The organism is Thioclava sp. L04-15, assembly GCF_002020275.1.
Classification (GTDB): Bacteria; Pseudomonadota; Alphaproteobacteria; order Rhodobacterales; family Rhodobacteraceae; genus Thioclava; species Thioclava marina.
Genome location: NZ_MPZW01000007.1, coordinates 48,182 through 61,641, shown reverse-complemented (window position 1 = coordinate 61,641; position 13,460 = coordinate 48,182). Strand labels below are relative to the sequence as shown.

Sequence of the window (13,460 nt, the reverse complement as noted above, 5' to 3'; positions counted from 1 at the left end):
GCTCAACCCACCTTATGCGGATCGGGGTTCGACCAGCGCTTGCCTTCGAACTCGCCATGCGGGATCGAGACCGGCTTGTCGATATGCTTCTTGTGCGCCCCGAGCTTGCCGTTCGACACGAGCGCCCCCAGCACATCCACGATCACGCGCGTGCCCATCAGCGCGGTGATATCGGAGGTGTCATAGGGCGGTGCGACCTCGACCAGCTCCATCCCGCAGATGCCTTCGGCGGCGATGCCCGAGGCCAGCGCCAGCGCCTCGCGGGGCAGGAAGCCGCCCGGTTCGGGCCAGCCGGTGCCGGGCACGAAACCGCAATCGATACTGTCGATATCGAAGGACATGTAGACCATGTCGACCCCGTCCCAGGCCATCTCGAGCGCCATCTCGATCGTCTTGTCGATGCCCATCTTCTCCATGTCGCCCATGGTGATGATGTTGGTCTCACGCTCGCGCGCGACCTTCACCGCCTCGCGCGGGACCTGCCAGCCGCCGATGCCGATCTGCACGAGGTTCTTCGCGGGCACATTGGGCAGGTTGGTCGAGTGGAACCAGGGCGTGGTGTGCATCCGCTCGTCGAGGTCTTTCTCCTGAATGTCGGCATGGCGGTCGAAATGGACGATGCCGATCTTCTTCGAGGTGCATTCGGCGATACCTCGCACGCAGGGAAAGCCGATCGAGTGGTCGCCGCCGATCATGATCGGGAGCGAGCCCGACGAGAAGACGTGGGACACGGCGCGGCTGATCTGGTCGAAGCTCTTCTCGATATTCGCGGGGATGGTGAATACGTCGCCCGCGTCACAGAGCGTCATCTGTTCGCGCAGGTCGACGCCGATCTCGTAGTTGTAAGGCGTGTAGAGCGCCGAGATCTTGCGTACGCCCTGCGGCCCGAAACGGGTTCCCGCGCGGTAGGTGGTGCCGCCGTCGAAGGGAATGCCCAGCACGGTCGCGTCGTAATGGGCGACCTCCAGCACGTCCTCGGTATAGGGCGCCTTCAGGAAGGTGTTGATGCCTGCGTAATGGGGGAGTTCCCCGCGCGCGAAGGTCGGGATCGACTTGTCGTCGATGCTGTCCGCGCCGGTCAGCCCCATGCGCAGCGCCCAGGCCCGTTCCTCGGCCCAGCGGCCCTCGGGCAGCTCGGCTTCCTTGCGCATCGCCTTCCAGCCCGCGAGCTTCGTCAAGTCCGGGTGATGCTGGCGGCGCTCGCGCTGGACACGTGCCGAAATAGCCGCTTGCGGGTGATGCGGGCGCGAGCGCCCGCCTGGCAGATCATGGAACATTTCTGTCTCCAATCTATCGCCCCTCTGTCGGGGCAGGCTTTTCTGGACCTTGGCGGCGGCCCGCGCGCGGGGCCCAGCGGCGCGCGCGGTGAAACTTGGGTCTCAGGCGGGCGGCGGGGTCGCGGCGGCGGCCAGAGACGGGATCTTGTCGAGGATGTGCTGGTAGGGGATGCCGTGATCGCGGGCGTCGAAATCATAGGTGATCGTCGCACCGTAGCGTTCGGGATAGTCCGGGTCCCAGCGGGTCTTGTCGAAAACGAGAACGCGGTCGCCCAGCTTGAACCCCTCGCCCAGATCATGCGTGACCATGAAGACGGTCATCTTGGTCTCGGCGCGCAATTGGGTGAGGAAGTCGTGCATCGAAAGCCGCGTGCCGGGATCGAGCGCACCGAAGGGCTCGTCGAGCAGCAGGATACGAGGCCGGGCATGGAGCGCCTGCCCGATGGCGAGGCGTTGCTGCATCCCGCCCGACAGCGTTGAGGGGTAGTTCTTCGCGACATGCGCCAGCCCGATGCGCTCCAGCACCTCATCGGCCCGCGCGCGCGCCTCGCGCAGCTTCGCACCGTGAAACCAGCCCCAGCCTTTCGGGAAGCTCTCGGCAGCGACGATGTTGTCGCGCACCGTCATATGCGGGAAGACCGAGTATTTCTGGAACACCACGCCGCGCTCGCGCCCCGGCTCTCGTGCGGGCTTGCCGCCATCGACGGTGATGCGACCGCGCGTGGGGGTCTCGTCGGCCAAGAGCAACCGCAGGAAGGTGGATTTGCCGCAGCCCGAGGCGCCGACGATCGAGACGAACTCGCCCTCGGCCACGTCGAGATTGACCCGCTCGATGATCGGGCGGCCGTCATATTCCTGAAACACGTCGCGAACGGTGACGAAGCTCATAGCCCACCTCCCAGCCAGGGGAAGGCTTTGCGCGAGAGCGTCTTGAGCGCGAAGTCGATCAGGAAGGCGAGCAGCGTGATCCAGATGACGTAGGTCAGGATGATGTCCATCGCGAGATAGCGGCGCACGAGGAAGATCCGGTAGCCAAGGCCCACCTCGGCCGCGACGGCTTCGGCGGCGATCAGGAACAGCCAAGCGGAGCCGAGCGACAACCTTATCCCCGCGATCAGGCGCGGCAGGATTTGCGGCAGCACAACGCGCAGCGCGATGACCCAAGTCGAGGCCCCGAGCGTCTGTGCCTTCACGATCTCTTCGTGCGGAATGTCGAGCACCCGCTGCGAGAGGTCGCGGGTCAGGAAGGGCGTGATGCCGATCACGATCAGCACGACTTTCGAGGTCTCGCCCAGTCCGAAAACGATGAACAGGATCGGCAAAAGCGCCAGCGGCGGCACCATCGAGAGCACCGCGACGAAGCTCGACAGCCCCCGCCGAATGTAAGGCAAAAGCCCGATCCCCACACCTACCGTCAGCGAGATCAGCGCCCCGATCCCGACGCCAAGCGCCAGCCGCCGCAGGCTCGCCCATGTATCGGCCCAGAGCAGGATCTCGCCCGTGCGCTTGTTGGGCTCGGTGAAGAGCCCGCCAGCGGTGTTCAGGATCGTCGCGGGCGCGGGAAGGAGTTTGTCCTGCGGGTTCGCCGCCAGCCGGATTTCCGAGCCGATCCAATAGGCGATCAACACCGCCACGAAAGGCAGCGCGGCAAGCAGGACGCCTGCGGGTCGGGTCGGACGTCGGTTGAGAAGGCGCATAGGCGGTCCCGCGCTGTCGGCAAAAAGACCCGGCCCGAAGGCCGGGCAAGTCAGTTCAGAGTTTGCCGTCGGCAGCCATCTGCATGTAGGTCGTGTCGAAGCGGAACTTCACATTGGCCGGATCGCCGGTGACCTTGCCGTCGGGATATTCGACACCCACGAAATCGGCGGAGGGCGCGTCGACGCCGAGGATCCCCTTGTCGAAGAGGAAATTCGCGACCATCGTCATCGTCTCGGGCATTTCGGCGCTCGTCGCCTGCGCGACCGCCTTGGACGGGTCGTAGAACATCGCCGTGGCGGCCAGCTGGGATTTGTAGCCCTCCAGATCGGTCCCGGCGGCCTCGGCCATCGCGCTCAGCGCCTCTTCGTCGCCCGCGGCCATCTTGGCCATCACCTCATACCAGGCACCGGCCACGGCCTTGCCGAACTCGGGATTGTCCTTGAGGGTCTCGGTATTGACCACCATCAGGTCGAGGATCTCGCCCGGGATCTGCGAGCTGTCGAAAAGCTTGATCGCATCGGGGTTCGAGCCGAGAATTTCAGACACGAGCGGGTTCCAGGTCACCACCGTCTCGACCTCGGGGGTCGCGAAGGCCGCGATCATGTCGGCGTCGGAGGTGTTCACCACACCGGCCAGATCCTTCTCGGCCAGCCCCGCCTTGTCGAGTGCGCGCGCCAGCAGGTAATGCGACACCGACAGCTCGACGAGGTTCACCTTCGTGCCCTTCAGCTCCTCGACCGTTTTCGCGCTCTTCGAGATGATCGCGTCATTGCCGTCGGAATAATCGCCCACGATCAGCGCGGTCGTATCCACGCCACCGCCCGAGGGGATCGAAAGCGTGTCCATATTGGTCGCCGAGACGCCATCGAAGGCGCCCGCCGTATATTGGTTGATCGATTCCACGTAGTCGTTGATCTGCACGATATCGACTGTGATGCCGTATTTCTCGGCCCATTTGTCCATGATGCCCGAGCTGTCCAGATAGCCCCAGGGCATCCAGCCGGCATAGATCGACCAGGCGAGTTTGAAATCGGTTTTCTTCTCGGCCATCGCGGGCGAGAAGGAGGCGGCGAGAATGCCCAAGCCGAGGGCCGTGGCGGACAGGAATTTCGTTCTGGTCATGGTCTTCCCCGTTGGCATGCGTCCCGCCGTATTTTGGCGTAGAGGCCGACCCGCTGGCGGAACAAGAGATTAGGCGCGGGTCAGACCTGCGCAGTAATCTCCCGGGATTTTGGCCCGCCGTGTGCCCGTCGCGGATTTTGCCGCAAGGGTGGCACTTCTCGGACCAGACCTGCCGTATCGGCAACGGAACCCTAAGCGCCCTGCCCTTTCATCAAAAACCACTCCGCCGCGCTTCTCAAAGCGAGGCCTCGCTCTTTTTCGCCCCGAGACTCCAGCTGCCCAAAAAACAGGCGCGCATCCCGGCGGGATGATCGCGGAAGTGACTCCCTCGCGGGCGAAACCACCGATCTCAGCCGCGCCATCGCAACGTATCGCATCGCCGCTTCGCGACAGCGCGGGCTGTCGTGATGCCTGCTCCCGGTGGATGACCGGGCACCCAGTGCACCCGGTTCGCCACCCTTCAGAGCTCGAAGCTCTGTCCGGCTTTCGGCATCTCGACCCGCTCCGGCCCGATCGCCTTGGCGAAGCTCTCCATGGCACGGGTCTCACCATGCACGAGAAAGACCTTCGAGGGGTGTCCGGTACGGCTCAGCCATTCGATCAGATCGTCGCGGTCGGCATGGGCCGAAAAGCCGTTGATCGTGTGGATCTGCGCCTGAACCGGGATCTCCGCGCCGAAGAGTTTCACATGTTTCGCCCCGTCGATGATGATCCGCGCAAGCGTACCTTCGGCCGCATAGCCCACGAAGATAACGCTCGCATCGCGCCGCGCGAGATTGTGGCGCAGGTGGTGACGCACCCGCCCGCCCGTGCACATGCCCGAGCCCGCCATGATCACCGCGCCCGCGCGGATCTCATTCAGCGCCATTGATTCCTGCGTCTCGCGGGTCATGTGCAACTCGGGCAGCTGGAAGGGATCGCGGCCATGGGCGATCATCTTCGCCAGTTCGGGCCGCAACGCCTCTTCATGACGCGCGAAGATCCGCGTGGCGGAGATCGCCATCGGCGAGTCGAGAAAGACCTTGAGCGACTTGCGGATCTTGCCCCCCTCCATCCCCTCGCGCAGGAACCACAGGATTTCCTGCGCGCGCTCAAGGGCGAAGGTCGGGATGATCACATTGCCGCCGCGCCGTTCGGTCGCGGTGATGGCGTGGGTGAACTCTTCGACCGAGGCTTCGAGGCTGCGATGGGTCCGATCGCCATAGGTCGTTTCCATCACCACCACATCGACACCGGAGGGCGGGTCGAAATCGTTCAGGAGCGGCCGCCCCAGCGGTCCAAGATCGCCCGAGAACAGCACGCGCCGGGTTTTGCCGTGTTCGCTCAGGGTCAGCTCGATCGAGGCCGAGCCGAGGATATGCCCCGCCTCGTGATAGGTCGCGGTGATGCCGGGAAAGAGCTCGATCGGCTCGCGATAGCTTGCATTGCGGCCAAAGCGGTCGACCGCGTCGAGCGCATCCATCTCATCATAAAGCGCTTCATCGGCGCGCCCATGCTGACCATGGCGATGGTGATGGCGCTCCTCTTCCATCTGAAGATGCGCCGCGTCGAGCATCACCAGCCGCGCCAGATCGCGCGTGGCCGAGGTCGCGATGATCTCGCCCTTGAACCCGCGCTTGACCAGTAGCGGCAGACGCCCGCAATGGTCGAGATGGGCGTGGGTAAGCAAGACCGCGTCGATCTGCGCCGGTTCGAAGCCGAATTTCGCCGCATTGGCGTCGGTCAGTTCCGCACGCCCCTGGAACATGCCGCAATCGATCAGGATGCGCTTGCCGCAGCACTCGACCAGATGGCACGAGCCCGTCACCTCATGTGCGGCACCGTGAAATGAAATCTTCATAGCTTTCTCCTCCCTCTTGCGTCTCGACGATCTCGCGCCCGATGCGCGCGTACCAGCGACGGATATCCTGCCAGATCTCCTCGGCGCTCTCGGCATACCAGAAGAGTTCGCGATCCTCCGGGTCGATCACCCCCTCGGCCACGAGGAAATCGGGATCGAAGGCGCGCTTCCAATAGTCGCGCCCCACCAGGATCACCGGGACGGGGCGGATCTTGCGCGTCTGGATCAGCGTGAGCGTCTCGAACAGCTCGTCGAGCGTGCCATAGCCGCCCGGAAACACGACGAGCGCCCGTGCGCGCATCAGGAAATGCAGCTTGCGCAGGGCGAAATAGCGAAAGCGAAAGCACAGCCCCGGCGTGATATAGGGGTTGGGAAACTGTTCGTGCGGCAGGGTGATATTGAGCCCGATGGTCTTCGCGCCCGCCTCGCATGCGCCGCGATTGGCGGCCTCCATCATCCCCGGCCCGCCACCGGTGACGATCACGAGACGGTTGTCCTCGGGACCTTCCTGCGCCCCCACGATCTGTCCGAATTCCCGGGCGACATCGTAATACCGGCTCTTCTCGACGATCCTCTCGGCAATCGCGACCCGGGTGCGCAGCCCCTCGTCTGCCGGATGGGCCGCAGCCTGCGCGGCAATTTCGGCCAGACGCTCCTGCGCGACCGAGGGCTCGGGGATGCGTGTGCCGCCGAAGACCACGATTGAATGGGCGATGCCGTGCTCGTTGAGCAGCGTCTCGGCCTTCTGATAATCCATCTGGAGCCGCGTGCCGCGCATGTCGTCACGGTTGAGAAAGCCCAGATCGGCATCCGCTTCGAGATAGTTCGGATGCTCCATGATCTCGCGCAGCAGATCGGGGGCGCGCACATCCTCCTGGTCGGTTTTCGGCTGGCTCCAGGGCAGCTCGATCACGCGCTCGATATCGGGCGCGGGTTCGGGTTTTTCGGATGCGGAAAGCGGGTCGCTTGCCATGGTATTCCTCGCAAGGTCAGGACTGGGTTAGGCTTGACGTTGCAAGCTCGACGATTTCCTCGGTGATCTCTTCCTGACGCAGGCGGCGCGCGCCGCGCACCATCTCGTCAAGCGTGTCCGAGGTGTTCTCCTGCGCCGCGATCATCGCCCGCATCCGCGCCTCGTTCTCGGCGGCGAAGGACAGGATCACGGCCTCGCTGATCTCGGCGAAGACATGTTCTTCGATCAGGCTTTGCAGGAGCTGTTCAGGCGGCAGGGTCATCAGGGGCGCGATCCGCGTCTTCGGGGGCGGGAAGCGCGTGAAGTCAAAGGGCATCAGGGTCTTGGTCTCGATATGGACCGGCTCGGCGCCGTCGGGGCTGGCATGGACAAGCGTGACACGGGTGATCCCCGCGCCCGCGATGCGCGCGAAGATCGCGTCGGTGATCCGGGTCGCGAGCCCTGCGGCCTGCATCGGATGGGCGATCATCGGCACGGACCAATCCACCGAGAGCCCACGTTCGGCCGCGACCAGCAGCCCGCGATCGCCGACGAGGAACAGCTCCCCTCCGCGTTTGAGCTGCGCCTGCGCCACATCGAAGAGCTTCTCCGAGAAGCTGCCCGCGAACCCCTGCTCGGCGGCGAACAGCAACAGGAGCTGGCGTTCATCCTGCGGCGCGTCGACGCCACCGCCCGCAGGATCGAGCCCCGCGAGCACTTCTGAGATCGCCGCGCCGATCGTGGCGGCGAAGGTGCGGATGCTCTCGAGGTGCTGATGCGCCTCCTGCACCCGCGAGGCCGCGATCCCGCGCATTGCCGAGATCACCGTCTCGAGCTTGTGGACCGTCTCGATCCGCTCGCGCAGTTCCGCGGCCCGTCCGCTCATGACGCGCCTTCCGTGTCGTTTGCGGGGGCCAGTTCCTCTGCTAATGTCCTGAGCGCCGCCACGAGCGCCGCGCGCGTCTCGTCGGTCAGCTCGCCGCTGCGCGCAAGTTCGGCCACTGCCTCCCCCGCATGGGCATCCAGCCAGCCCGCAAGCCGCGCGCGCAGATCGGGGATGATCGCGACCGGGAAGGCATCGAGCACCCCATCGGCCAGCGCCGCAAGCAACGCCACCTGATCGGCCAGCCGCAACCCCGAATAGCGCGGCTGGGCGAGAAGCGCTCGAATCCGCTCGCCCCGCGCGATCTGCGCCTTCACCCGCGCATTCGAGATCCCGCCGAAACGCGTGAACATCTCAAGCTCCTGAAACTGCGCGTAATCGAGACGCACCCGCCCCGAGACCGCCCGCAGCGCAGGTTTTTGCGCCTTGCCGCCCACCCGGCTCACAGAGAGCCCGACATCGACGGCGGGCCGGTGATTGGCCGAGAAGAGATGCGTGTCGAGCACGATCTGCCCGTCGGTGATCGAGATCAGGTTGGTCGGGATATAGGCCGAGAGGTTGCCCGCATCGGTCTGTGCGATGGGCAGCGCGGTGAGCGAGCCGCCGCCCAGTTCGGGCGAGAGCTTCGCGGCGCGCTCCAGAAGCCGCGCATGGAGGTAGAAGACATCGCCCGGATAGGCCTCGCGTCCGGGCGGCTCGCGCGTGAGCAATGCAAGTTCCCGGTGGGTCGCGGCATGCAAGGTCAGATCGTCGATCACGATCAGCGCGTCCTGCCCCTTGTCACGGAAATACTCGGCCATCGTCATGCCCGCGAAAGGCGCGATCCATTGCAGACCCGGCGGGGCCGCGGCGCTGCCCACGACGAAGATGCACCGCTCGGGCGCGCCATGTTCGCGCACCGCCGCCACGACCCGCTCGACCGCCGTGGCGCGCTGGCCGACCGCGACATAGATGCAGATCACGTCGGAATTCTTCTGGTTGATGATCGCATCGACCGCGAGCGAGGTCTTGCCCGTGGAGCGGTCGCCCACGATCAGCTCACGCTGGCCGCGCCCGAGGGCAAAGAGACTGTCGACCACCAGCAGGCCCGTCTCAAGCGGTGTCGAGACCAGATCGCGCTCGATGATCGCGGGCGCCGGGCGCTCGACGGGCATCCGCGCGGTCGTCTCGGGCACAGGACCGTTGTCGAGCGGGCGGCCAAGCGGGTCGATGACCCGGCCCAGCAGCGCCTCGCCTACCGGCACGCGCAGCACGTCGCCCGTATCCGTCACCCTCTCCCCCACGCTGACCGAGGTCGCCGCATCGAGAAACACCGCGTCGATCGCCTCGCGTCCGAGACTGTGCGCGAAAGCGTAGCCGCCGCTCTCGAAGCGCAGCAGCGCACCCAGCGGCGCCTCGGGCAGGCCCGCGACCTGCGCGATCCCGTCGGCCAGATGGGTGATCCGGCCAACCGCCTCGGCCTCGGGGGCAAGCTCTGCCCTCGCCAGACGCGCGCGGCGGGTTTCGAGCCAATCGGGGGGCAATGCGCGATCAGTCATCTTGCGTCACCTCCGCCTTGATCCGGTCGAGATCGGCGCGCAGGTGGTTGCGCACCACCGCTGTCGCCGCATCAAGCTCGAGCCCCGCCAGCAGGCCCTCGTCCACGCTGAGATCCACCGTGACAGGCCCGCCAAGCGCCTCGGAAAGCTGCGCTTCGATCCGGGTGGTTTCCTCGGCACTCGGCGCACGCGCAGCGCGCAGCGCCAGCTTTCCTTGTGCAAGAAGCGCCTCTCGGGTCGGCTCGGGCAGCTTGCGCACCGCCTCGACGAGTCCGGGCACGAAACCGTCGATCCGGGCGCCTTCGGGCAGGCGCGACAGCAGGCGCGCGGCGATGTCGCTCGCCAGCACCCCCGCCTCGCGCGCCATCTGCGTCTGTGCCGCCTCGCGCTCCTTGGCGATCTCGGCCTCGGTCTGCGCCCGCAATGCCGCGACCTCGTTATGGGCCTTCGTCAGAAGCCGTGCGCTTTCCTGTTTCGCCGCCTCCTGTGCCTGCGCGAGTTGCGCCACGCGCGCGCTTGCCTGTTCGGCGGCTTCCGATTTCGCTTGCGCCCGCGCCGCTTCAGCCTCGGCCTGTGCCGCCTTCGCGGCATCGAGCGCCGATTGCGCCGCCGCCTGCCGCTCGGCGATGATCCGGCTCACCGGGCGGAACAGGAACCGCGCCAGCAGCCAGACGAGGACGACGACGTTGATCGTCTGAAGCCCCAATGTCCACCAGTCGATGGTCATCGCCGCCCGCTCAGGCGAAGGGGTTGGCGAAAAGGACGAGCAGCGCGATTACAAGCGTGTAGATCGCCATCGTCTCGATCATCGCAAGCCCCACGAAGAGGGTGCGGCTGATCGTGCCCGCAGCTTCGGGCTGGCGGGCGATGGCATCCATCGCGGCGGCCACCGCACGGCCTTCGCCCAGTGCGGGCCCGATGGCTCCGAAGCTCACCGCAATCGCGGCGGCAAGGATCGAGACGATATGGACGAGATTTCCGGTCATGGTTGGGGGGTCTCCTTGTCGGATGTGTCGGAGGGCGCTCGCGCGGGCCCGTCGCCCACGGCCGCGCCGATGAAGACGGTGGCGAGCACCGCGAAGATATAGGCCTGCACGGTCCCGGTCAGCAGATCGAGCGCCATCAGCGGGATCGGCACGAAAAGGCCGGCGAGCGAGAGCACGATCCCGACCACGAAGACCCCGCTCATCACGTTTCCGAAGAGGCGCACCATGAGCGAGAAGGTCCGGGTGATCTGCTCGATGATATTGAGCGGGATCATCACCCAGCTCGGCTCGGCGAAGGTCGCGAGATAACCCTTGAGACCGCGTTGCGCGATTCCGAAGGAAATGGTCGCGGCGAAGACCACGACGGCGAGCGCCGCGTCGGTTTCCAGATGCGCGGTGGGCGGTTCGATCCCGGGGACCAGCGAGGACCAGTTCGCCACGAGCACGAAGAGGAAGATCGTCCCGATCAGCGCGCGATAGGGTCCGGGCTCGCGGTTCATCGTGTCCCGGATCTGCGCCTCGATTGTGGTGACGAACAGTTCCAGCACGGTCTGGGTCTTCGACGGCGTGAGGCTGAGATTGCGCGTAAGCAGGATCGAGCCGAGCGTGAGGATCGCGATCAGCGCCCAGCTGATCACAACCGGCGATGTGATCGGCACGGGACCCAGATGAAACAGCGGCTGAAGGGTCAGCGGGTTTTCCATCACGCCTCCTTCCCGGCCAGCCGCAGCACAACGATGCGAGCGAGGATCACGCCCAAGGCCCCTGCCAGAAGCGGCAGCGCCCCGGCCTTCGCCAGCCAGACCATCATCACCACTAGGATCGCGAGACGGATCAGTTGCAGCGCGATCGGCCAGCCCACCGAGCCGCCCAGATAAAGCGCCGCGACCCGCTTGAGCGAAAGGAAATGCACCAGCCCGACGGCAAAACCGAGCAGAAGGGCAAGAGCGGCGAAGACGAAAGGCGAATTCATTGGTGATGCATCCATTTCCAGGCCGCGTGCAGCCCTATGGCCGCACCGAGGAAGATCGCAGGCGCGGTGAAGAAGATGCCGGTCCCGAAGGCCCGGTCGGCCAGCCGGCCCAGCACGATCCCTAGAAGAATCGGCGTCACGATGGCCCAACCGAGGATACCGATCTGCCCCAGCCGTGACCCTAAAGAGGGTTCGGGCGTTTCGATCCCCATCTTCTCGCGCGCCTCGGCGCGGCGGGCGGCCTCCTCGACCGGATCCTCGTTCTTGCGCTCACCAGCCATCGCCATCGCCCTCCACGCTGACGCCGATCGCTGGCGGATGATCGAAGGCACCGGGGCGTGCGGGCCGCAGGAAACGCATCATCTGACGCACGGCCTGGGCATGAAGGCGCAGATGCTCGACCCGGGCGCGGCGGTCCTCGTCGGTTGCGTCCTTGCGCAACGCGCGCAACTCGGCCCGGAGCGCCTCGAGATCAGCCCCGAGGATCCCTTCGCGACACGCCACCGCGACCTTGGTGCCCCCCGTGACCGTCATCAGCCCCGCCCGGATCGCGCAATAGCGCGGCGCTGCATCCGCGCTCTCGCGCCAGCGCAGCACCGAAGGCGGCAAAACGGTCAGGAAATCGGTATGGCCGGGCAAAATGCCGAAGCTGCCGCTTGCATCCTCGGCCCGGATCGCGACCACGGGCAGATCCTTCACGAGAACCTCCATCGGGGTCGATACGGTCAGATGCAAAGCGCCGCTCATGCCGCCGCCTCCGCCTTGCGCGCGGCATCTTCCTTGGCGCGCGCCTCCTCGAAATCGCCCACCATGTAGAGCGAGCCTTCGTCCCAATCGTCGGCTTCGCCCGCGAGTATCGCGCGACAGCCGTTGATCGTGTCTTCCAGCGCGACCGAGCGCCCCTCGATCCCGGTGAATGCCTCGGTCACGGTGAAAGGCTGGGTCAGGAAGCGTTGCAGGCGGCGGGCGCGCTCGACCATGCGCCGATCGTCGCGGCCCAGCTCTTCCATGCCCAGAAGCGAGATCACATCCTGCAATTCGCGATAATGTTCGATTGCCCGACGCACCTCGGTCGCCACATCGACATGGTCCTGCCCCAGCACCAGCGGGTCGAGCAGCACCGAGGAGGACGCGATCGGATCGATCGCCGGATACATCCCGTCGGCCGCCATCGCGCGCGAGAGCACGACCATCGAATCCACATGGCCCGCGATCGCCATCACCGCCGGGTCGGTGAAGTCATCGGCCGGCACATAGACCGCCTCGATCGCGGTCACCGAGGCATCGCCCACCGAGGCGATCCGCTCCTGCAACTGCGCCACTTCGGTGGCAAGCGTCGGTTGATAGCCCACCCGGCTCGGCAGCCGCCCCAGAAGCCCCGAGACCTCCGAGCCCGCCTGGACGAAGCGAAACACGTTATCCATCAGCAAGAGCACGTTGCGATGATCGACGTCGCGGAAATGTTCGGCGATGGTGAGCGCGGTCAACGGAACCCGCCAGCGCGCGCCGGGTGGCTCGTTCATCTGGCCATAGACCAGAACCGTGCGGTCGAGCACCTTGGCCTGCGTCATCTCCAGAAGCATCTCGTGGCCCTCGCGTGAGCGCTCGCCGATGCCGGAAAAGACCGAGATGCCGTTATAACCTGCGACCATGGCGTGGATCAGCTCCATCACCAGCACGGTCTTGCCCACGCCCGCGCCCCCGAACATCGCCGCCTTGCCGCCTTGCGCCAGCGGCGTGAGCAGGTCGATCACCTTGATACCGGTGCGGAAGATCTCGGCGCGCCCGCCCCGGGTCCGCAGTGGCGGCGGCGCGCGGTGAATCGGGCTCAGCGGCACATCTACGGGCAAGGGACCTCCCTTGTCGCCGGGCGTGCCGGTCACATCGAGCAACCGCCCCATCACCGCCTCGCCCACCGGCACCGCGATCGGCCCGCCAAGCGGTTCGGCCCGGGCGCCGCGTCGCAACCCGTTGGTGTTCTGCAAGGCGATCGTGCGCAGGCTTTGCGCGTCGAGCTGCGCCTGCACCTCGAGAAGAACCGGCGCACCGTCGCCGCGTTCGACCCGCAGCGCCTCGTTGATCGCGGGCAAGGGACCGGAGAAGAAGAGCACATCGACAACCGCGCCGCGCACGGCGATCACTTCTCCCGCAGTCGCGGCGACCGTTTCTTCGAGCCTCTCAGTCATCCGCT

Annotated in this window: 15 protein-coding genes and 1 riboswitch; all 15 genes read right to left on the bottom strand. The window is 66.0% G+C overall.

Translation table 11 applies throughout. The annotated features are described in order from the left end of the window. Window positions 1–2 precede the first annotated feature (2 nt). Window positions 3–1,277 carry an agmatinase family protein gene (locus BMI90_RS14710; RefSeq protein WP_078530255.1) on the bottom strand — a complete coding sequence of 425 codons (1,275 nt, stop codon included), beginning with the start codon at window positions 1,275–1,277 and terminating at the stop codon, window positions 3–5. Between the two features lie 102 nt (window positions 1,278–1,379). Continuing rightward, complete coding sequence (locus tag BMI90_RS14705) at window positions 1,380–2,165, bottom strand: ABC transporter ATP-binding protein (protein ID WP_078530254.1); 786 nt, start codon at window positions 2,163–2,165, stop codon at window positions 1,380–1,382. Next, entirely contained in the window at window positions 2,162–2,974 is an 813-nt protein-coding gene (locus BMI90_RS14700; RefSeq protein ID WP_078530253.1) for an ABC transporter permease, read from the bottom strand. The genes BMI90_RS14705 and BMI90_RS14700 overlap by 4 nt, the downstream gene beginning before the upstream one ends. Before the next feature lie 55 nt (window positions 2,975–3,029). Then, window positions 3,030–4,097: a putative urea ABC transporter substrate-binding protein gene (locus BMI90_RS14695; protein ID WP_078530252.1), complete on the bottom strand. Its 1,068-nt coding sequence runs from the start codon at window positions 4,095–4,097 to the stop codon at window positions 3,030–3,032. 96 nt (window positions 4,098–4,193) lie between these two features. Then, window positions 4,194–4,303: riboswitch (guanidine-I (ykkC/yxkD leader) on the bottom strand. Window positions 4,304–4,557: 254 nt separating this feature from the next. Further along, entirely contained in the window at window positions 4,558–5,937 is a 1,380-nt protein-coding gene (locus BMI90_RS14690; RefSeq protein WP_078530251.1) for an MBL fold metallo-hydrolase, read from the bottom strand. After that, window positions 5,906–6,910 carry an LOG family protein gene (locus BMI90_RS14685; RefSeq protein ID WP_078530250.1) on the bottom strand — a complete coding sequence of 335 codons (1,005 nt, stop codon included), beginning with the start codon at window positions 6,908–6,910 and terminating at the stop codon, window positions 5,906–5,908. The genes BMI90_RS14690 and BMI90_RS14685 overlap by 32 nt, the downstream gene beginning before the upstream one ends. Before the next feature lie 16 nt (window positions 6,911–6,926). Continuing rightward, window positions 6,927–7,775 (bottom strand): FoF1 ATP synthase subunit gamma, encoded by an 849-nt coding sequence (locus BMI90_RS14680; RefSeq protein ID WP_078530249.1) that lies wholly within the window; start codon window positions 7,773–7,775, stop codon window positions 6,927–6,929. Then, window positions 7,772–9,310 carry a F0F1 ATP synthase subunit alpha gene (locus BMI90_RS14675; protein WP_078530248.1) on the bottom strand — a complete coding sequence of 513 codons (1,539 nt, stop codon included), beginning with the start codon at window positions 9,308–9,310 and terminating at the stop codon, window positions 7,772–7,774. The genes BMI90_RS14680 and BMI90_RS14675 overlap by 4 nt, the downstream gene beginning before the upstream one ends. Beyond that, entirely contained in the window at window positions 9,303–10,037 is a 735-nt protein-coding gene (locus BMI90_RS14670; RefSeq protein WP_078530247.1) for a hypothetical protein, read from the bottom strand. The genes BMI90_RS14675 and BMI90_RS14670 overlap by 8 nt, the downstream gene beginning before the upstream one ends. Window positions 10,038–10,047: 10 nt before the next feature. Beyond that, window positions 10,048–10,296 (bottom strand): F0F1 ATP synthase subunit C, encoded by a 249-nt coding sequence (locus BMI90_RS14665; protein WP_078530246.1) that lies wholly within the window; start codon window positions 10,294–10,296, stop codon window positions 10,048–10,050. After that, on the bottom strand, window positions 10,293–11,000 hold the full coding sequence (locus BMI90_RS14660; RefSeq protein ID WP_245795065.1) for a F0F1 ATP synthase subunit A: 708 nt from the start codon (window positions 10,998–11,000) through the stop codon (window positions 10,293–10,295). The genes BMI90_RS14665 and BMI90_RS14660 overlap by 4 nt, the downstream gene beginning before the upstream one ends. Beyond that, on the bottom strand, window positions 11,000–11,269 hold the full coding sequence (locus BMI90_RS14655; protein ID WP_158521754.1) for an ATP synthase subunit I: 270 nt from the start codon (window positions 11,267–11,269) through the stop codon (window positions 11,000–11,002). Before BMI90_RS14655 ends, BMI90_RS14660 begins: the two co-directional genes overlap by 1 nt. Continuing rightward, on the bottom strand, window positions 11,266–11,550 hold the full coding sequence (locus BMI90_RS14650) for an AtpZ/AtpI family protein (protein WP_078530351.1): 285 nt from the start codon (window positions 11,548–11,550) through the stop codon (window positions 11,266–11,268). Before BMI90_RS14650 ends, BMI90_RS14655 begins: the two co-directional genes overlap by 4 nt. Continuing rightward, the gene (locus BMI90_RS14645; protein WP_078530243.1) at window positions 11,540–12,016 is read right to left on the bottom strand and encodes a F0F1 ATP synthase subunit epsilon; all 477 of its coding nucleotides are present in this window, start codon (window positions 12,014–12,016) and stop codon (window positions 11,540–11,542) included. The genes BMI90_RS14650 and BMI90_RS14645 overlap by 11 nt, the downstream gene beginning before the upstream one ends. Continuing rightward, window positions 12,013–13,455, bottom strand: a complete 1,443-nt coding sequence (atpD, locus tag BMI90_RS14640; protein WP_078530242.1) for a F0F1 ATP synthase subunit beta — start codon at window positions 13,453–13,455, stop codon at window positions 12,013–12,015. The genes BMI90_RS14645 and atpD overlap by 4 nt, the downstream gene beginning before the upstream one ends. Between the last annotated feature and the right edge of the window lie 5 nt (window positions 13,456–13,460).

Excerpts from the sequence above, each read along its gene's own strand:
- BMI90_RS14700 (WP_078530253.1), bottom strand. The coding sequence starts at position 2,974 with ATGCGCCTTCTCAACCGACGTCCGACCCGACCCGCAGGCGTCCTGCTT.
- BMI90_RS14650 (WP_078530351.1), bottom strand. The coding sequence starts at position 11,550 with ATGGCTGGTGAGCGCAAGAACGAGGATCCGGTCGAGGAGGCCGCCCGC.
- BMI90_RS14710 (WP_078530255.1), bottom strand. The coding sequence starts at position 1,277 with ATGTTCCATGATCTGCCAGGCGGGCGCTCGCGCCCGCATCACCCGCAA.
- BMI90_RS14695 (WP_078530252.1), bottom strand. The coding sequence starts at position 4,097 with ATGACCAGAACGAAATTCCTGTCCGCCACGGCCCTCGGCTTGGGCATT.
- BMI90_RS14690 (WP_078530251.1), bottom strand. The coding sequence starts at position 5,937 with ATGAAGATTTCATTTCACGGTGCCGCACATGAGGTGACGGGCTCGTGC.
- BMI90_RS14660 (WP_245795065.1), bottom strand. The coding sequence starts at position 11,000 with ATGGAAAACCCGCTGACCCTTCAGCCGCTGTTTCATCTGGGTCCCGTG.
- BMI90_RS14645 (WP_078530243.1), bottom strand. The coding sequence starts at position 12,016 with ATGAGCGGCGCTTTGCATCTGACCGTATCGACCCCGATGGAGGTTCTC.
- BMI90_RS14655 (WP_158521754.1), bottom strand. The coding sequence starts at position 11,269 with ATGAATTCGCCTTTCGTCTTCGCCGCTCTTGCCCTTCTGCTCGGTTTT.
- BMI90_RS14705 (WP_078530254.1), bottom strand. The coding sequence starts at position 2,165 with ATGAGCTTCGTCACCGTTCGCGACGTGTTTCAGGAATATGACGGCCGC.
- BMI90_RS14665 (WP_078530246.1), bottom strand. The coding sequence starts at position 10,296 with ATGACCGGAAATCTCGTCCATATCGTCTCGATCCTTGCCGCCGCGATT.
- BMI90_RS14670 (WP_078530247.1), bottom strand. The coding sequence starts at position 10,037 with ATGACCATCGACTGGTGGACATTGGGGCTTCAGACGATCAACGTCGTC.
- BMI90_RS14675 (WP_078530248.1), bottom strand. The coding sequence starts at position 9,310 with ATGACTGATCGCGCATTGCCCCCCGATTGGCTCGAAACCCGCCGCGCG.
- BMI90_RS14685 (WP_078530250.1), bottom strand. The coding sequence starts at position 6,910 with ATGGCAAGCGACCCGCTTTCCGCATCCGAAAAACCCGAACCCGCGCCC.
- BMI90_RS14680 (WP_078530249.1), bottom strand. The coding sequence starts at position 7,775 with ATGAGCGGACGGGCCGCGGAACTGCGCGAGCGGATCGAGACGGTCCAC.
- atpD (WP_078530242.1), bottom strand. The coding sequence starts at position 13,455 with ATGACTGAGAGGCTCGAAGAAACGGTCGCCGCGACTGCGGGAGAAGTG.